This is a genomic window from Marivirga arenosa (genome assembly GCF_030503895.2).
In the GTDB taxonomy this organism is placed as follows: Bacteria; Bacteroidota; Bacteroidia; order Cytophagales; family Cyclobacteriaceae; genus Marivirga; species Marivirga arenosa.
Genome location: NZ_CP129970.2, coordinates 1,998,047 through 2,015,475 on the forward strand (window position 1 = coordinate 1,998,047; position 17,429 = coordinate 2,015,475).

General features: G+C 33.9%; 18 protein-coding genes. 13 read left to right on the plus strand and 5 right to left on the minus strand.

The window, feature by feature from the left end:
• Positions 1-31 precede the first annotated feature (31 nt).
• Complete coding sequence (locus QYS48_RS08810) at positions 32-997, minus strand: hypothetical protein (RefSeq protein ID WP_308355585.1); 966 nt, start codon at positions 995-997, stop codon at positions 32-34.
• 413 nt (positions 998-1,410) lie between these two features.
• On the opposite strand from QYS48_RS08810, the gene QYS48_RS08815 reads away from it, so the two are divergent.
• On the plus strand, positions 1,411-2,154 hold the full coding sequence (locus QYS48_RS08815; protein ID WP_308355586.1) for a hypothetical protein: 744 nt from the start codon (positions 1,411-1,413) through the stop codon (positions 2,152-2,154).
• 77 nt (positions 2,155-2,231) lie between these two features.
• Here the strand turns inward: QYS48_RS08815 and QYS48_RS08820 are convergent, their stop codons facing one another.
• The gene (locus tag QYS48_RS08820; RefSeq protein WP_308355587.1) at positions 2,232-3,671 is read right to left on the minus strand and encodes an aldehyde dehydrogenase; all 1,440 of its coding nucleotides are present in this window, start codon (positions 3,669-3,671) and stop codon (positions 2,232-2,234) included.
• Between the two features lies 1 nt (position 3,672).
• Positions 3,673-4,455 carry an SDR family oxidoreductase gene (locus QYS48_RS08825; RefSeq protein ID WP_308355588.1) on the minus strand — a complete coding sequence of 261 codons (783 nt, stop codon included), beginning with the start codon at positions 4,453-4,455 and terminating at the stop codon, positions 3,673-3,675.
• Between the two features lie 135 nt (positions 4,456-4,590).
• Here QYS48_RS08825 and QYS48_RS08830 point away from each other — a divergent pair, with 135 nt between their 5' ends.
• From QYS48_RS08830 to QYS48_RS08860, 7 genes are all read left to right on the plus strand, one after another.
• Positions 4,591-5,121 carry a 3-hydroxyanthranilate 3,4-dioxygenase gene (locus tag QYS48_RS08830; protein WP_308355589.1) on the plus strand — a complete coding sequence of 177 codons (531 nt, stop codon included), beginning with the start codon at positions 4,591-4,593 and terminating at the stop codon, positions 5,119-5,121.
• On the plus strand, positions 5,121-6,170 hold the full coding sequence (locus QYS48_RS08835) for an amidohydrolase family protein (protein WP_308355590.1): 1,050 nt from the start codon (positions 5,121-5,123) through the stop codon (positions 6,168-6,170). The genes QYS48_RS08830 and QYS48_RS08835 overlap by 1 nt, the downstream gene beginning before the upstream one ends.
• Positions 6,157-6,639 carry a methylated-DNA--[protein]-cysteine S-methyltransferase gene (locus QYS48_RS08840; RefSeq protein WP_308355591.1) on the plus strand — a complete coding sequence of 161 codons (483 nt, stop codon included), beginning with the start codon at positions 6,157-6,159 and terminating at the stop codon, positions 6,637-6,639. The genes QYS48_RS08835 and QYS48_RS08840 overlap by 14 nt, the downstream gene beginning before the upstream one ends.
• 19 nt (positions 6,640-6,658) lie before the next feature.
• A complete protein-coding gene (gene kynU / locus QYS48_RS08845) occupies positions 6,659-7,969 on the plus strand; it encodes a kynureninase (protein ID WP_308355592.1) in 1,311 nt (436 codons plus the stop codon).
• A 7-nt stretch (positions 7,970-7,976) separates the two neighbouring features.
• Entirely contained in the window at positions 7,977-9,317 is a 1,341-nt protein-coding gene (locus tag QYS48_RS08850) for an NAD(P)/FAD-dependent oxidoreductase (protein WP_308355593.1), read from the plus strand.
• Positions 9,318-9,381: 64 nt separating this feature from the next.
• A complete protein-coding gene (locus QYS48_RS08855) occupies positions 9,382-10,047 on the plus strand; it encodes an FAD-binding oxidoreductase (protein ID WP_308355594.1) in 666 nt (221 codons plus the stop codon).
• A gap of 8 nt (positions 10,048-10,055) precedes the next feature.
• The gene (locus QYS48_RS08860; protein WP_308355595.1) at positions 10,056-10,724 is read left to right on the plus strand and encodes an SDR family NAD(P)-dependent oxidoreductase; all 669 of its coding nucleotides are present in this window, start codon (positions 10,056-10,058) and stop codon (positions 10,722-10,724) included.
• Positions 10,725-10,766: 42 nt separating this feature from the next.
• Here QYS48_RS08860 and QYS48_RS08865 read toward each other — a convergent pair whose 3' ends face one another.
• Positions 10,767-10,985, minus strand: a complete 219-nt coding sequence (locus QYS48_RS08865) for a DUF3185 family protein (protein ID WP_302122540.1) — start codon at positions 10,983-10,985, stop codon at positions 10,767-10,769.
• A gap of 139 nt (positions 10,986-11,124) precedes the next feature.
• On the opposite strand from QYS48_RS08865, the gene QYS48_RS08870 reads away from it, so the two are divergent.
• The 3 genes from QYS48_RS08870 (at position 11,125) to QYS48_RS08880 (ending at position 13,773) form a co-directional block, all read left to right on the plus strand.
• Positions 11,125-11,838, plus strand: a complete 714-nt coding sequence (locus QYS48_RS08870) for a Crp/Fnr family transcriptional regulator (protein ID WP_308355596.1) — start codon at positions 11,125-11,127, stop codon at positions 11,836-11,838.
• Positions 11,839-11,916: 78 nt separating this feature from the next.
• A complete protein-coding gene (gene rlmN, locus QYS48_RS08875) occupies positions 11,917-12,999 on the plus strand; it encodes a 23S rRNA (adenine(2503)-C(2))-methyltransferase RlmN (protein ID WP_308355597.1) in 1,083 nt (360 codons plus the stop codon).
• A gap of 90 nt (positions 13,000-13,089) precedes the next feature.
• Positions 13,090-13,773 (plus strand): energy transducer TonB, encoded by a 684-nt coding sequence (locus tag QYS48_RS08880; protein WP_308355598.1) that lies wholly within the window; start codon positions 13,090-13,092, stop codon positions 13,771-13,773.
• 41 nt (positions 13,774-13,814) lie between these two features.
• On the opposite strand, the gene QYS48_RS08885 is transcribed toward QYS48_RS08880, so the two are convergent.
• Positions 13,815-14,249 carry a (4Fe-4S)-binding protein gene (locus tag QYS48_RS08885; protein WP_308355599.1) on the minus strand — a complete coding sequence of 145 codons (435 nt, stop codon included), beginning with the start codon at positions 14,247-14,249 and terminating at the stop codon, positions 13,815-13,817.
• A 195-nt stretch (positions 14,250-14,444) separates the two neighbouring features.
• Between QYS48_RS08885 and QYS48_RS08890 the strand changes: the two genes are divergently transcribed.
• Positions 14,445-14,942: a hypothetical protein gene (locus QYS48_RS08890; RefSeq protein WP_308355600.1), complete on the plus strand. Its 498-nt coding sequence runs from the start codon at positions 14,445-14,447 to the stop codon at positions 14,940-14,942.
• Between the two features lie 121 nt (positions 14,943-15,063).
• Positions 15,064-17,424, plus strand: a complete 2,361-nt coding sequence (locus QYS48_RS08895) for a TonB-dependent receptor (RefSeq protein ID WP_308355601.1) — start codon at positions 15,064-15,066, stop codon at positions 17,422-17,424.
• Positions 17,425-17,429: the final 5 nt, after the last annotated feature.

Genomic DNA, 17,429 nt, shown 5'->3' on the forward strand with positions numbered 1-17,429 from the left:
CTCTGAGCTTTTTTGTTCAAATATACTTAAGTTAGTTATCTACTGATTGAATTTTAACATTTATAGTAATTTGTCTATTTGAACCGCTGGTGCCAGAAATATCTTCAACTTCTATTAAACCAATTCTACCGCCTCTTCCTTCATCTAGAGTAATTCCAAAAACATCACCTATAGCTAAGTTGTCAACTCTAGTTAGGTCAGCGTTGCCATCTCCATTGAAAGCATTTAATAAGTCAGCTTCATCTTCAATAGAAGCGAAATCAATATCTCCAATTAGTAATTTAAATCTTGATAAGCTTGAAGGATTTAGGTTTTGCAAATTAACATCTTCAGCATTAAATGCAGTAATAGCTCTTTCATCATCTACTGCTCCAATAGCATATCCTGAAGTAGTTCCATACCAGAATACTAAATCATTTTTATCAGTATTTTCTGGATCGAATGCTCGACTCACATTATATACTTCACCATCTACAGCATTAAAAAAGCTTCCATAAGCAGTATTAAGCTGACCTCCTAAAAGTATAGCTGAGAATTCATTGACAGGTACGGAGTTTTCAGAAACTAGAATATCTAATGACCCTTCTCCAGTTCTAGCTTCTTCATCCTCCATTTGCACCGTAAAGCTTAGGGTTAAATTTTCTGCTTCCTCAGGAATTTCAAAACCTGGTATAGTGAAGGAACCTTCAGTGGCATTTGCGACACCAAAAGCATTTAAATCAATTACATTATCTGAAATCCCATTAGCGGATAGAGTAATGGTAAATTCCTCGGTTTCAACATTAATAACACTGCCTACAGCAGCTGCATCAGCAGTAAAATCAACTACAATATCAATAACATCTCCAGGAAAATATTCGTCTTGAGGGTCAGCAACACTAACAGTCACATTTGGCGCAGTACCAGTAGGTAATTCATCTCCAGTTTGATCACAGGCTGTGAAAATGAATAAACCTGTAATTGCTAGAAGCAATCCATTTTTCAATAACTTCATCATAATAAATCTCTTTTAATAATATAAAAAATACGCGATATAATTATATCCAAGTATTGTTACTCGGATAATTTTAAGACACGAATAATTGCTAGAAGGTTGTCTATTTAAAGAATAATTTTCAGTAAATTTTTATTCTATCCTTTTTTTATATTCTTCTGTATCAAGATATAATCTCAAATTGGCTTTGTAATCATCTAGTAATAAGTTGATTAGTAGTCATTGCTTAGAGTATTGACTTAAGATGAAAGGATAAAAAAATATTTTTTTAGGTATTTCAATTAATTTATATAACTTTATTGATAGAATTTTAACGAATTAATTTTAACTTGCTTGAAGTTTCGTTGTTTTTTTACAATGAATTATTCATATTTCGCATTAGAAAACTAAATTTACCATCACTAAAAAACTGAATTATGGCAGATATCTTTGACATGATTAACCAATACGGACCATATGTAGGAATGGTTACTGTTGGAATAGCCGTCTTACTTGTTTTACTTTATTATTTAAGATTAGGCACCTTGAAAGAATTCAAACAGAGGTATGATTACATCAATAAAAATGAAATTGATGCTTTATGGCGTTCTGCTGTAATTTTATTAGTAGGTGTAGTTATTTGGGTGAACTCTGTATTTGGAGAGCAAGAATTTTTATGGTTTGCTGTGAAAGTTTTTGTTTCGGCTATGTTAGCTCTAATAATTGGTGTAATTATTCAAAATGTATTACGTTTCTACTTTCCTTTTTACATCGAAAAGAGATTGAAGAAATTACGTTATACGCCTAGAGTCTCTCCTAAAACTGGTAAGCCAATGAAATTATTGAGTGAAGAGGAAGAAGATGTTTACCTTGATGAAGGTATGCAGGCGGAAGAAGATATTTTCTCAGTGGATTATGATGTTTGGGTAGATGAAGAAACTGGTTATACTAAAATAGAGAAGTATTCTGGTCACTTACACGCATTACAATGTTCTGAATGTAATTACCAAACTTTAAAAGTTGTAAAGGAAGAAATTATAAAATCACCTACAGTAACTGAAGATGGTGAGTTAATGAAATATTTCAAATGCTCATATTGTGGTCATAAAGCTAGAAAGACTTTCCACATTGCTAAATTGAAAGAGCCTAGTGCTGAAACAGCAACTGACGCTTCTGCTTAAGAGCATATCTAATTTGAATATAAAGGCTAATCATTTGATTGGCCTTTATTATTTTAAGAGTAATTAGGACAATTTAATTAGTATTGAATACATACATTTTTAGGTTCAGTAAAAAACCTTAATGCTTCAAGTCCTCCTTCTCTACCTAAACCACTATTTTTCATTCCACCAAACGGAGTTCTTAAATCGCGCTTCATCCAGCAGTTTACCCATACAATACCTGTATTAATTCTTTCACTAATCTGATGAGCTCTTGATAAATCTGAAGTCCAGATACTTGAGGCAAGACCATAATCACTATCGTTTGCTAATAGAATTGCTTCATCATCATTTTCAAAAGTATTTAAACTTACTACTGGGCCGAATATTTCTTCTTGATTCGTTCTGCAAGATGAATTAAGGTTTTCAAATACATGAGGCCTTAGAAAATAACCTTGATCATAAGGGGGATTTAGCTTTAAGGTTTCATTGCCACATAATAATGTTCCACCTTCCTCCTTTGCTAATTGAATATAGTTTATAACTTTTTCTTTATGTTGAGCTGAAACTAAGGCACCCATATTGGTATCCTCTTGATTTGGGTCTCCTACCTTTAAGTTTTTCACCTTACTAACAAATATCTTTTTGAACTCCTTATAAATTGAGCTTTCAATGTATATTCTAGAAGCACATAGGCATATTTCACCCTGATTGGCAAATGAGGCTCTTACTAATTCATCCACAGTTTTTTCTAAGTCACAATCTGCAAAAACTAAAGCAGGATTTTTCCCTCCTAATTCAAGTGAGATTTTCCGAAACATGGGGGCAGAAATCTCGGCTATTTTCTTACCTGTGGCGGTACCGCCTGTAAATGATATAGCCTTGATTTTACCGTTTTTTACAATTTCATTTCCTATTTCTGCTCCTTTACCATGCAGGATGTTTAATACACCTTTTGGTAAGCCTACTTTTTTACAGATTTTACTTAATAAAAAAGCAGTGTAAGGTGTGATTTCAGATGGTTTTGCAATTACACAATTCCCACTAGCTAAGGCAGGAGCAATTTTCCAAGTAAAAAGATAAAGTGGTAGGTTCCATGGTGAAATGCATCCTACTACTCCAATAGGTTTTCTTAAGGTGTAATTTATACTATCTACCCCTGAATGTGATTCGCTGCTAAACTGAGTTATGGCATGGCCAAAGAATTCAAAATTTGCGCTTGCTCTGGGGATATCAACATTCATAGCAAGGCTTAAAGGTTTACCTGTATCCCTACTCTCAGCTTTAGCTAATTCATGTAAATTCTTTTTAATCTCTTCAGATATTTTTAAAAGAAAAGAGGCTCTTTCATTGGCACTTAAATTACTCCAGCTAGGAAATGCAATTTCTGCCGCCTTAATAGCTTCATCTAAATCTGAATTATCAGATAAAGGTATTTCTGAATATTTCTCAGCAGTTGCAGGAGCAATATTGTCCATGTATTGTGAAGAAAATGGAGTGATAAGTTCTCCATTTATATAATTAGCTATTTTTTCCATTTTAAATACAATCTAATCGACCACCGTCCACTGGTAAATTGACCCCACTGATATATGCTGCCTTCTTTGATGCTAAAAATAAAACTGCATCTGCTACTTCTTCGGGTTCAGCAAAACGTCTGGCAGGAATTTGTGCTTGCATTTCATCGCTAACTTCATCCATACTTTTTCCACTGGCCTTACTTTTATTTTGGATTAAACCTTTTAATCGACCTGTCATTGTTGCGCCTGGTAAAATATTGTTAACAGTAATGCCAAATGGGCCTAATTCTTTTGATAGAGTCTTCGACCAACTTGCCACAGCACCTCTTATAGTATTGGATATCCCTAAATTTGGGATGGGTTGTCTTACTGAAGTGGAAATAATATTAATGATTCTACCTTCGTTTTGATCTTTCATTTTAGGAATAACAGCCTGAGCTAAGTATTGATTGCATATCAAATGCTGTTGGAAAGCAGTCATATAATCTTTACCTAATGCTTCATGCGCAGCGCCCGGACTAGGCCCGCCTGTGTTATTAATTAAAATATCAACTGTGTTTTTAGCACAATAATCAATTACGATATCGCGTAAGGATTCAGGATGGCAGAAGTCCGCTACTAATATGTGGTGGTCTTGATTATCATTATGTAATTCATTTTTAGTGGATTCTAGTTTAGATTGGTCTCTTGCAATTAAAGTAACATTTACACCTTCCTTTGCAAATGCATGAGCAATTGCTTTTCCAATTCCTGCTGTACTTCCACCTACTAATATTCTTTTTCCTGATAGATCTAAATCCATTTTACTTCTGATTTATGTCTTTAAATTTTATTAATTATCTGATTTTAAACTACGTCTTAATTTCACTAAATTTAAAAGATAAACAAAATCAAATCTTATATTAGAAGATATAAGCTCATATAAATATAATTAGTAATGGCGATTCAAAAACCTTTTAATTTAACCAAATGGGTAGAAGAAAATAGAGATTCTTTAAAGCCACCTGTTGGAAATAGAAATCTATATAAAGAAGCAGGTGATTATATTGTAATGATAGTAGCTGGGCCTAATGCCAGAAAAGATTATCATTATAATGAAACCGAAGAACTTTTTTATCAGCTTGAAGGTGAAATTCAGGTTAAGATACAAGAAGATGGTAAAGCGGTTACTATGGATTTAGGCCCTGGAGACATGTTTTTATGTCCGGCTAAAACACCGCACAGCCCCATAAGAAAGGAAGGCTCTATTGGTTTAGTGGTTGAAAGAATTAGAAAAGGGACTGATATGAAGGATGGTTTATTATGGTATTGTGATAATTGCAATCACAAATTACATGAAACCTATTTTCCTTTGGTGGATATCGAAAAAGACTTTTTACCAAGGTTTAAAGAGTTTTATGCCTCAGAAGATTTGAGAACTTGCGATAATTGCGGTCATGTAATGGAAACAGATCCAAGATTTGTGTAATGGAAACTATAGAGAATTTAGCAAATAAAAGACCTTTAAAGGTTGATATTCACACTCATATTTTGCCTGAAAATTGGCCAGATTTGAGAGAGCGTTATGGATATGGCGGATTCATCAGGCTTGAGCATCATAAACCTTGTTGCGCAAGGATGATGATGGATGATAAATTCTTTAGGGAAGTAGAAGATAATTGCTGGGATCCAGTTACACGTATGCATGAGTGTGAAAATCATAATGTAGATGTTCAAGTGCTATCTACAGTTCCAGTAATGTTTAGTTATTGGGCAAAACCAGAAGATACTCTCGATCTATCCAGAATGTTGAATGATCATATTGCAGGAGTTGTCAGTCGCTATCCTGATCGCTTTATAGGATTAGGTACTTTGCCTATGCAGGCACCCGATTTAGCAATAAAGGAATTAGAAAGATGTGTAAAAGAATTAGGTTTAGCCGGAGTTCAAATCGGAACGCATATTAATGATTGGAACCTAGAAGCCCCTGAGGTTTTTGCTGTTTTTCAAGCTGCAGAGGATTTAGGAGCATCGATTTTCATCCACCCCTGGGATATGATGGGTAAGGATCAAATGCCAAAATATTGGCTTCCGTGGTTAGTAGGTATGCCCGCTGAAACTTCAAGAGCAATATGTTCCATGATATTCGGAGGGGTATTCGAGCGTTTACCTAATTTAAAAGTTGCATTTGCGCATGGTGGAGGTTCTTTTCCTGCAACTATAGGTAGAGTTGGTCATGGCTTTGATGTTAGACCCGATTTATGCGCAATTGATAATCCGCATCATCCCACTAAGTATTTGAAAAAGTTTTATGTGGATTCATTAGTACATGATCCTTCAACGCTTGAATATCTTATTAAAACCATGGGAGAGGATTTTATTGCTTTAGGAACTGATTATCCCTTTCCATTAGGAGAGTTAGAGCCTGGGAAAATTATTGAAACAAGTAATTTTTCAGATGAGCTAAAAGCAAAATTATTAGGTAAAAATGCTTTAAAGTGGTTAGGCTTGGAGAAAGAAGAATATGCAACACATTGAGCAAGAATTTTTCATAGATTCTAAATTTGGTAAACTTCTAATTGGAATAAAACAAAACAAAATTGCTAGAATTTCATTTAATCAACCACAAAATTCATTAAAAGGGAATAAGCCTAAAGTAGTTACTTCAATAGAAAATCAACTTTTGGAATACTTCAATGGTCATAGAAAAGATTTTCAGTTTGAATATTATTTGAATGGAACAGACTTTCAAAAAGAAGTTTGGGAAAAATTGATGGAAATACCCTACGGAAAAACCATTAGCTATGGTAAATTAGCAGCTCAATTAGGAGATGTCAAAAAAATACGGGCAGTAGCAAATGCAGTAGGTAAAAATCCAATTCCAATTTTAATCCCATGCCATAGAGTAGTAGGAGTTAAGGGAGCACTTACAGGTTATGTAGGCGGATTAGCCATAAAAAGACAGTTAATTGAAATTGAATCAAACCGGCAACTAGGCTTATTTTAAATAATATATTAACTCAACAATGATAGAAAATTACAGTAATTCACTAGAATATGCACAGAAGATGGATCAAGAAGATCCATTAAATAAATACAGAGATGAGTTCCATATTCCAGTAATTGATGGACAACAAGTAATATATTATACAGGAAATTCATTAGGACTTCAACCTAAAAGAACCCGGGCATTTATTGAAAAGGAAATGAAAGATTGGGAGCTGTTTGGGGTTGAAGGTCATTTCAATAAGAAAAAAGAAAATATATGGTTTAAATACCATGAATATGGAAAGGAGGCGATAGCTGAAATCGTAGGGGCTAAACCAGTTGAAGTGGTTCCCATGAATAATTTAACGGTAAATCTTCACTTGCTGTTAGTTTCATTCTATAGACCAACTGCAAAGAAGTATAAAATCATTGTAGAAAAAGGGGCCTTTCCTTCGGATCAATATGTATTCGAATCACAATTAAATTTTCACGCTCACCATGCAGGTCAAAATCTATTTGATCCTGAAGAGGCATTAGTAGAAATAGCACCTAGAGAAGGCGAAGACACTTTAAGAACGGAGGATATACTTTCTACTATAAAAGAACATCAAAATGAGCTATGTTTGGTGATGATGGGAGGTCTTCAGTATTATACTGGACAATTCTTTGACTTAGAAAAAATTACGAAAGCAGCACATGAGGTGGGTGCTTATGCTGGTTTTGACCTTGCTCATGCAGCAGGTAATATAGAATTAAAACTACATGATTGGGATGTTGATTTTGCTAGCTGGTGTACCTATAAATATTTAAATTCTGGCCCAGGAAACGTATCAGGAATTTATGTACATGAACGCTTTGCAAATGATAAAGAGCTTCCTCGATTTGCGGGTTGGTGGGGACATGATGAAGGAGAGAGATTCCAAATGAAAAAAGGCTTTATTCCTATGGAAGGAGCTGATGGCTGGCAATTAAGCAATACAAATGTTTTGGGTCATGCTGCCCATTATGCTTCATTAGAAATATTTAAAGAAGTTGGAATGAAAGCTTTACGTGAAAAGAGTATTAAGTTGACTGGTTATCTGGAATACTTAATTAATGAATTCAATAAAGAAGAAAAAATATTAGAAATAATTACACCTAAAGAGCCTGAAAATAGAGGTTGCCAATTATCATTATATTTATTAAAATACGGTAAGCCATTATTCGATGAATTAATGAAAAGAGGTGTTTTAGGTGATTGGAGAGAGCCTAATGTGATCCGTTTAGCGCCCGTTCCACTATACAATACTTTTGAAGAACAGTATCTTTTTATCCAAAAATTGAAAGAGTCTGTTGAAGCATTAAAATAAGCCTATTTTGAATACGGAAATTAAACATATTGCAGTATTAGGAGCTGGATTAGTCGGTACATTATTAAGTATATATCTTAAAAAAAGAGGCTATAATGTCGATCTTTTTGAAAAAAGAGATGACATGAGATTGTCTTCTTCTGATTCAGGGCGCTCAATAAATTTGGCGCTCAGCAGAAGGGGGATAAAAGCGTTAAAAGATATTGATGTATTGGATGAAGTGGAGGAGATTATGCTTCCAATGAAGGGTAGAATGATGCATAGCTTAGATGGCAATTTGACATTTCAGCCTTATGGTAAAGAAGGGCAATATATTAATTCCGTATCGAGGGCAAATCTGAATAAAATATTATTAAATAGAGCTGAAAAATCAGGAGTTGAAATTCATTTTGGGCATTCTTGTAAAACAGTTGATATAGAAGAAACTAAAGTGACTTTCGAAAGTCCTAATGGTAAAGAGAAAACTCTTGAATTTGATTTAGTTTTAGGTGCCGATGGCGCATTTTCAAAATTGCGTCAGGCTATGATGAAATCTGATCGATTTAATTATAATCAATATTATATTCCTCATGGTTATAAGGAATTAACCATTCCCCCAACTGAAGATGGTGAGTTTGCAATTGAACCTAACGCCTTACATATTTGGCCTAGAGGTCAATATATGTTAATTGCACTTCCTAACTTAGATAAGAGTTTCACTTGCACTTTGTTTTTTCCATTTGAAGGACAACCTTCTTTCGAAAGCTTACAAACACCGCAACAAGTATTACATTTTTTCAAAAATACCTTCCCTGATAGCTTACCACATTTGAAAAATATTCAGCAAGAGTATTTTGAAAACCCTACTTCATCATTGGTGACCATCAAATGTGAGCCTTGGGTGAAAAATAATTGTGTCCTAATCGGTGATGCCGCTCATGCTATTGTTCCATTCTATGGGCAAGGAATGAATGCTGGTTTTGAAGACTGCTTTGAGTTAAATGTTTTGCTAGATAAATATGAGGATGATTGGGAAAAGGTGTTGGAAGATTATCAAAACTTGCGAAAAAGTGATGGAGATGCTATCGCAGATTTAGCATTACATAATTTTGTGGAGATGCGGGATTTGGTGGCAGATGATAAATTTTTGATTCAGAAGAAAATTGAAGCAAAACTTCATGATTTATACCCTGAAAAATGGATGCCATTATATTCTATGGTAACTTTCAGTGATTTAAGATATTCTGAGGCTTGTGAAATAGGCATGAAACAACAGCGCATTATGGATGAAGTAATGCAACAACCCGATGTGTTAGAAAACTGGGAAAATCTTAACCTCGAACAAATAGTTAATAAACTAGATCAATAGATTTTCTATTTGCTAAACATATTTTTCTATATCCGTTTTTATAAAAGAACTAAACTTTATAAAAATGGCAAATACGGTAAAAATTTTGGATGTGCTGTCTCTAACGCACAACGTAAAGCGAATCAAAACCGAAAAACCTAATGGCTATCAATTCACACCAGGACAGGCGACAGAGGTAGCAATCAATAAAAAAGATTGGACTGAAGAAAAAAGGCCTTTCACATTTACTTCATTGCCAGATGAAGATCACTTAGAATTTGTAATTAAAACTTATCATGATCATAAAGGTGTAACCAATGAAATTGACAGCCTTGTTGAAGGTGATGAATTAATTATAGATGATGCATGGGGTGCCATAGAATATAAAGGAACAGGGACTTTCATTGCCGGTGGTGCAGGGATTACTCCTTTCATTGCAATTTTTAGAGACTTAGAAAAAAAAGGTGAGATAGGGGAGAATAGTCTGATATTTTCAAATAAAACTGGTGATGATGTTATTTTAGAATCATATTTCAATGACATTTTAGGAGAGAATTTCATTTCAACCTTGACACATCAAAATATTGAAGGTCATGAAAACAAAATGGTAGATATGGACTTTCTAAAAAGGCATATAGAAAATTTTACTCAGCATTTTTATGTGTGCGGTCCTGATGCTATGGTAAAGGATGTTAGTAAATATTTAGAAATGTTGGGTGCGAATCCAGAGGGTATAACTTTTGAAAAATAAAATTAACTATGAATATAATCGTAAGTGGCGCTGATGGTAATTTAGGAAGCGCAGTAGCTCAAAAACTCAATTCTGAAGGACATAATATATTCGGTTTAGTAGGACTAGATGAAAATGTAAGTGATGCCGAAAAGTCATTTCAAAAGCAAAAGTTTGATTTGATGGATCCCAGTGCAGCTGAAAAAGCTGTGAATAATGCTGCAAATACCTATGGAGAGTTAGACGGAGCAGTTTTGACCGTTGGAGGTTATGCTGGTGGAGGTATTAAGGATGTGGGAATAGAAGATATCCATAAGCAAATCAAGCTGAATTTTGATACTGCATATAATATTGTAAAGCCTTTGATGGAAAAAATGCCTAAAGGAGGGCAAATATTTTTAATTGGTGCCAAACCTGTTTTATCAGCTGACGAATTGAAAAACGTAGTTTCATATGGTTTAGCCAAACAACTAATATTTAGTCTTGCTGATATAATCAATGCAGATTTCGCAGAGCATAATATTAGTGCCCACGTGGTAGTACCTAGTATTATAGATACGCCACCGAACAGAGAGGCAATGCCTGATATGAATTTTGATGATTGGGTAAAACCCGCTCAAATAGCAGAAACTATTAATCACTATTTTATTCATCCCGAAATCAGAAATGGAGTGATTAAAGTATTCAATAAAGTATAAAAACTATTCCCAAGGACTCCATTATGGGTCCTTGGGAATTTTTTAAGATTTCAATAAGCTTCTCAAACCCAATAATGCTATGATACTTCCCCCTACAAGTGAAGTGTAATACCAAGTCTCGCTCATACGATAGGCATTATCATCTAATAAATCATTTACTTTCTCACCAATTGAAGCATTTGGACTATGATCGACTGACCAATAGATTATAAATGCTCCTATCGCAATCAAAATAATTCCTTTTAAAAGCCCTTTTTTCATAATTATTAAATTTACGTCAAATATGAAGTTATTAAAACTAAAGGGTAATATGAAAAAACATGAAATTTATATCTTTTAAGTTTCTCGGAAAAAGATTATATTTATGTAGCCTAAAAGAATATGATAATTATCTGTTGTTATGTCCAAAAAAGTTAAAAATATCCCCTGTGAATTATGCCTTAGTAGGAGGAAATCTATGTTTAATGAAATTCCTGAACAAGCTTTATGTACATTGAGTGAGCATAAAAGTACTTTAGCACACAATAAAGGTCAAGTTCTTTTCCTTGAAGGCACCCAACCAATGGGATTATTTTGCATAAGTGAAGGCAAGGTAAAAATCTACAAAACGGATGACTCAGGAAGAGAGCAGATTGTAAGATTAGCTAAAGATGGGGACTTCCTAGGCTACCGAGCACTACTTTCTGGTGAAAACTATAATTCATCTGCAACTATACTTGAAAATGCAAAAGTTTGCTTCATCCCTAAAAGTAGCTTCACGGATCTTATTTCAAAAGATCAAGATTTTCAGAATAAGTTAATGCAAGCGGTTTGTCATGATTTAGGAGTGATGGAACAAAAGATGGCCGATATGGCAAATAAAACAGTACGTCAAAGATTAGCCACTACTTTGTTAATGCTAAAAAATTCCTACGGAATTGATGGCGATCAAAAAACAGAAATTGATATTGCCTTAACAAGAGAAGATTTAGCAAAAATAGTAGGAACCGCTACTGAAACCTTAATTAGATTACTGTCTGACTTTAAAAAGGATGGATTAATCGATATTAATGGCAAAAAGATTAGTATAGTAGACGCTAAAGGTATTGCTAAAGAAATCGATTTATTCGCCTAATTATTTAATTTCCTTACAATTTTTGAACTAATACCAACTCATTAGGCTTATGTCTGCTGATTATTGTAATTTTGTGATATGCAAGACAAAGCAGTACATATTGAAAAGGAAGTAATTGAGGTTAATCTTAAAAAGATAGACATTAGAAAGATGTCTATTGAGGCCATAGCTCAAGATTTGACTGAATTTGGTGAGAAAGCATTTAGAGCTAAGCAAATTTACGAATGGCTTTGGGTTAAATCAGCTGCTTCTTTTGAAGAAATGACTAATCTATCAAAAGGATTGAGAGAGTGGTTAGATAAAAACTATTGTATTAATAGAATTACTATTGCATCAAAGCAATTAAGTAATGATAGAACCATAAAAGTTGCCTTTAGACTACATGATGGTCATGAGGTAGAAGGTGTATTAATTCCTACCGAAAATAGAATGACGGCTTGTGTTTCATCTCAGGTTGGTTGCTCATTAAGCTGTAAATTCTGTGCAACAGGTTATTTAAAAAGAATGAGAAACCTTGAGGCTGCAGAAATTTACGATCAAGTTGTAATGATTAAAGAACTAGCCGAAACTCATTATGACATGCCGCTTACTAATATAGTGTATATGGGAATGGGAGAACCATTACTAAACTATAAAAACATGATGGAGTCAATTGAACATATTACTTCCGAGAAAGGGCTGTTCATGTCTCCAAAAAGAATTACAGTTTCTACAGCGGGTATCTCCAAAATGATTAAGAAATTAGCTGATGATGAAGCTAAATTTAATCTTGCACTTTCATTACATGCTGCAAATGATGAAAAGCGTAGCCGCATTATGTCAATTAATGACAGCAATAATTTACCAGTATTAAGAGAGGCACTTGAGTATTATTATAATAAAACTAAAAGCAGAGTAACCTTTGAATATTGTGTCTTCAATAATTTTAATGATAGTTTAGAGGATGCAAAAGAACTTTGGCAGTTTACTAAATATGTTCCAGCTAAGGTTAATCTAATTGAGTATAATCCAATTGACCAAGCTGATTTCACGAATACAGAAGAAGATAAACTAGATCAGTTTGCAAAATTTCTTGAGGATAGAGGGGTGATTGTAAATGTAAGAAGAAGTAGAGGTAAAGATATTGATGCAGCTTGTGGTCAGCTAGCCAATAAACATTAAAATCCTTAGGATATACAATTAATGCAATTGCTTTGCGTTAAAGTAGTAGGTGTATGAATAATCATGTTCAACTTAAAATGATTATTCACTATGGAACATTTCAAAAATGCCACTCGCGAATTGTATTCAAAACGACCTTTATTTTTTAATGTAGGTCTGGTTTTAGCAATTAGTCTATGCTTTATTGCTTTTGAATTTAAAGTATCTATTTCAGAGGATGAAAAGGTAGAATTCCCCGAAGAGGATATCTTTATTTTAAGTCAAGATGTATTGCGGACTACTCAGCCTCCTAAACCGAAGCCAAAACCAGTAATTGAGCCTAAAGGAGAAATCAATATTGTAGAGGCGAAAGAAGTGCCTTCAGAGGAAAAGCCAACCGAAGTAGAAATTGAAGAAGTTTTGGTTGATGTTGGGACTACTTTTAAAATACCTGATGAGAAAGTAGAGGACAATACGGTTTATAATTCTGGTGCATTGGAATTTGCCCCAAAATTTAACGGTGGTATTGAAGCTTTTTACGAGTACATTTCTGAATCTATTGAATATCCTTTATATGAACAAAAAAGAAATATTGAAGGGAGAGTAGTTTTAACTTTCGTAATAGAAAAAGATGGTTCTTTAACCGATGTAGAAATTTTAAAAGGAGTTTCTAAAGGAATAGATGAAGAAGCCAAAAGAGTAATTGAAAATGCTCCAAAATGGGAAGCTGGCAGGCAAAGAGGCAGGGCAGTTCGAGTTAGAATGAATATTCCAATCTATTTTAGATTGAATTAATATAAAGTCAAAGAGGAAACATATTTAATGTTTCCTTTTTTTTAACCTTCAAATTTAATTTTATGGTGGGTTCCATCACAAAATGGTTTATTCTTTGATGAACCACATCTGCATAAGGCAGTATTCTTTTCCTTAATTTCAGTTTCACCATCTGAATGGAGAATCTTGATTTTTCCTTTTACTATTAAGGGGCCGTTTTTACTTACTTCTATCTGGATAGTATCTGTATGCTTAAAAGATTTCTCAGTTTCCTCATTTTTCCAATAAGCAGAAAGCGCACCAGAGGGGCACATATCAACTTGTTCTTTAATCCTCTTATCATCCGCTCCATCCATGTTTACCCATGGTTTGGCATCACGCTGAAACACATCAGGTAATCCACGCCAGCATTTTTCACTATGCATGCAAAGTGAAGGCTGCCAAACTACCACTAAATCTTCTGATTCGTATGTTCTTTTTGTAGGCTTAATCTTCATAATGTTGATGTTTTACCTTATCAATTTAAATAAATTTTTATTAAGCGCTACAGTATTTTGAACTTATCATCAGGATTCACCATTTATGGAAGAGGCTAAATTATAATCTGTTTATTTTATCGAAATCAGTAAATTTACATTATATGATGTTTTAGTTTGAGGAATAAATCTATTCACATATTGCTCTTAATTTGTTTGCTCGCTCCTGCAAGTGCTACTTTTCTATGGTTTCAATATGAAAAGATTCTGCTACGGCATGAGGTAAAGGAGAAATTAATACATTCAATTGATCGATCGGAATTAGTATTAATTGCGCTGTCTAATGATCAAGCTGAAGAAGAATTAGATTGGGAGCATTCAAAGGAATTTGAATATCAGGACGAAATGTATGATGTAGTAGAAGTAGAAAAAACTTCCGATAGTGTGAAATATTGGGTTTGGTGGGATCATGCAGAAACCAACTTAAATAAAAAACTTAGTAAATTGGTCAATGAGATATTTGGAAACGATCAAAAGAAAAAAGATCAAGAATCCCAACTCATTTCATTTTATAAATCACTGTATTATGAGCAATCATTAAGTATAAAATTTCTAAAATTTTTCAACCTTTTTAAGCATCAGTCTGGTTATGATTCCCGCTTGCTAAATGTTGCTAAAATAACGGAAACACCCCCTCCCAAATTCCTCATATAAATTTTTCTGAATGCTTAGCTATCAATTTTTTGAAAAGCTGTAGCAATACTTTTTAAAATTTATAAACTAAAAAATAATGAGGAATATCTTATTGCTCTGTTTGTTTTTAGGCAATTTTTCTATGGCCTATTCACAAACAGTTCTGATAAAAGATGCCAAAACTTCTAAACCCATAGAAATGGCATCTATAATGAGTGTTAATCAAAACATATTTATTAATACAAATCAAAAGGGCGAAGCTGATATATCAGCTTTAGTTGGAGAAACACAAATTCAAATTCAGCGCTTGGGGTATCATAGTGAGATCTTAAGCTATGAAGAGATAAAGGCTAATGACTTTATTATTTTGTTAAGGTCGCAAAATTTTGATTTGAATGAGGTTGTAGTGTCTGCAACTCGGTGGAAACAAAATAGTACGGACACACCCTCTAAAATAATTTCAATATCTCCAGAAGAAGTCGCTTTGCAAAATCCACAAACAGCTGCCGATTTGTTAGGTGTTTCGGGTAATGTATATATTCAAAAAAGCCAACAAGGTGGAGGAAGTCCGATGATTAGAGGCTTTGCCACCAATAGGTTGCTTTATGCGGTTGATGGAGTAAGAATGAATAATGCAATTTTTAGAGGAGGAAATCTTCAGAATGTAATTAGTTTGGATCCTTTTGCTATTGAAAATACAGAAGTTCTATTTGGGCCCGGCTCAGTAATTTATGGTAGTGATGCGATAGGAGGGGTTATGAGTTTTCAAACTCTTACTCCAAAATTATCAGATTCTAATACTATGCGAATTTCAGGAAAGCTGAGTACAAGAGTGTCATCTGCTAATAATGAAAAAACACTGCATGCAGATTTGAATTATGGTTGGGAAAAATGGGCTTTTGTAACAAGTGCAAGTCATTGGGATTATGATCACTTGAGACAAGGAAGTAACGGTCCAGAGGATTATGTTAAGCCATATTATGTGGAGACTGTAAATGGTGAAGATCAAATTATTAATCAAGATGATCCTTTATTGCAGATTCCAAGTGCTTATTCACAGACCAATTTAATGCAGAAAATTCGGTTTAAACCAAATCAAAAATGGGATTTTCAATACGGATTTCATTATTCTGAAACTTCAGATTATGGAAGATATGACAGGCATAACAGAATGAGAAACGGCTTGCCTAGATATGCAGAATGGAAATATGGCCCTCAGTTTTGGATGATGAATAATTTGAATATTACGCACTCAAATGAGACTTTTCTATTCGATCAGCTTTCAATTCGTTTAGCACAGCAAAATTTTCAAGAGAGTAGAATAGATCGTTCTTTTCAAAATGAAATTCGAAGAATTAGAGAAGAAAATGTAGATGCTTATTCAGCAAATATTGATTTGATAAAAGCTATCAATCCAGAAAATATATTGTTTTATGGACTTGAATATGTTCGGAATGATGTGAATTCAATTGGTACAGAACAGAATATTTTCACGGGTGAACAGTTCGTTTCTGCTTCTCGATATCCTGATGCTAATTGGAATTCTATGGCGATTTATACCAATTATGAATATAAACCATCGGACCGAATCACTTTGCAATCTGGTGTTCGCTATAATCACTTTTTGTTAAATGCTGATTTTGACAATTCATTTTATGCTTTTCCATTTGAGGAAGCAAAAATTAATAATGGTGCATTAACAGGAAGTATTGGTGCGGTATATAAACCAAATTCTTCATGGGTGATCAATACAAATTTCGGTACAGCTTTTAGATCGCCTAATGTGGATGATGTAGGCAAAATTTTTGATTCAGAACCTGGTGCTGTTACAGTGCCTAATCCGACTTTGCAGGCTGAATATGCATACAATTGGGACTTAGGATTCACTAAAGTATTCAATGATTTCCTTAAAATTGATGTAACCGCTTATTACACTTTATTGAATAATGCGATGGTTAGAAGAGATTTCCAGTTAAATGGGCAAGATAGTATTGTATATGATGGGGTTTTAAGTCAGGTTCAAGCCATTCAAAATGCAGCAAAAGCTACTGTTTATGGTCTCCAGGCAGGTCTTGAATTAAAGTTGTGGTCAGGAGTAAATATAACTTCGGATTTAAATTATCAATTAGGAGAAGAGGAATTAGATAATGCTCAAATAAGTCCTTCAAGGCATGCCGCTCCAATGTTTGGTGTCACTCGTTTGACTTATGATTTGTCAGACTTTATGATTCAGTTTTATGTAAACTATCAAGCTGAGCGAACACATGAAGAATTATCAGTAGATGAAAGAGGGAAATCTGAAATTTATGCATTAGATGATAATGGAAATACATATGCTCCTGCTTGGCACACTTTGAATTTAAAAATGAGTTATCAAGTTTTAGATGATTTTTATATCAATGGGGGTGTTGAAAATATTACTGATCAGAGGTATAGACCTTACAGCTCAGGTTTGTCAGCTCCGGGAAGGAATTTTATTCTGTCATTAAGTTATAATTTCTAAAAGAG

Coding starts and splice junctions, on each gene's coding strand:
- QYS48_RS08835 (WP_308355590.1), top strand. CDS start 5,121: ATGGAAACTATAGAGAATTTAGCAAATAAAAGACCTTTAAAGGTTGAT.
- QYS48_RS08860 (WP_308355595.1), top strand. CDS start 10,056: ATGAATATAATCGTAAGTGGCGCTGATGGTAATTTAGGAAGCGCAGTA.
- QYS48_RS08895 (WP_308355601.1), top strand. CDS start 15,064: ATGGCCTATTCACAAACAGTTCTGATAAAAGATGCCAAAACTTCTAAA.
- QYS48_RS08825 (WP_308355588.1), bottom strand. CDS start 4,455: ATGGATTTAGATCTATCAGGAAAAAGAATATTAGTAGGTGGAAGTACA.
- QYS48_RS08810 (WP_308355585.1), bottom strand. CDS start 997: ATGATGAAGTTATTGAAAAATGGATTGCTTCTAGCAATTACAGGTTTA.
- kynU (WP_308355592.1), top strand. CDS start 6,659: ATGATAGAAAATTACAGTAATTCACTAGAATATGCACAGAAGATGGAT.
- QYS48_RS08830 (WP_308355589.1), top strand. CDS start 4,591: ATGGCGATTCAAAAACCTTTTAATTTAACCAAATGGGTAGAAGAAAAT.
- QYS48_RS08815 (WP_308355586.1), top strand. CDS start 1,411: ATGGCAGATATCTTTGACATGATTAACCAATACGGACCATATGTAGGA.
- QYS48_RS08865 (WP_302122540.1), bottom strand. CDS start 10,985: ATGAAAAAAGGGCTTTTAAAAGGAATTATTTTGATTGCGATAGGAGCA.
- QYS48_RS08855 (WP_308355594.1), top strand. CDS start 9,382: ATGGCAAATACGGTAAAAATTTTGGATGTGCTGTCTCTAACGCACAAC.
- QYS48_RS08840 (WP_308355591.1), top strand. CDS start 6,157: ATGCAACACATTGAGCAAGAATTTTTCATAGATTCTAAATTTGGTAAA.
- QYS48_RS08885 (WP_308355599.1), bottom strand. CDS start 14,249: ATGAAGATTAAGCCTACAAAAAGAACATACGAATCAGAAGATTTAGTG.
- rlmN (WP_308355597.1), top strand. CDS start 11,917: ATGCAAGACAAAGCAGTACATATTGAAAAGGAAGTAATTGAGGTTAAT.
- QYS48_RS08880 (WP_308355598.1), top strand. CDS start 13,090: ATGGAACATTTCAAAAATGCCACTCGCGAATTGTATTCAAAACGACCT.
- QYS48_RS08820 (WP_308355587.1), bottom strand. CDS start 3,671: ATGGAAAAAATAGCTAATTATATAAATGGAGAACTTATCACTCCATTT.
- QYS48_RS08870 (WP_308355596.1), top strand. CDS start 11,125: ATGTCCAAAAAAGTTAAAAATATCCCCTGTGAATTATGCCTTAGTAGG.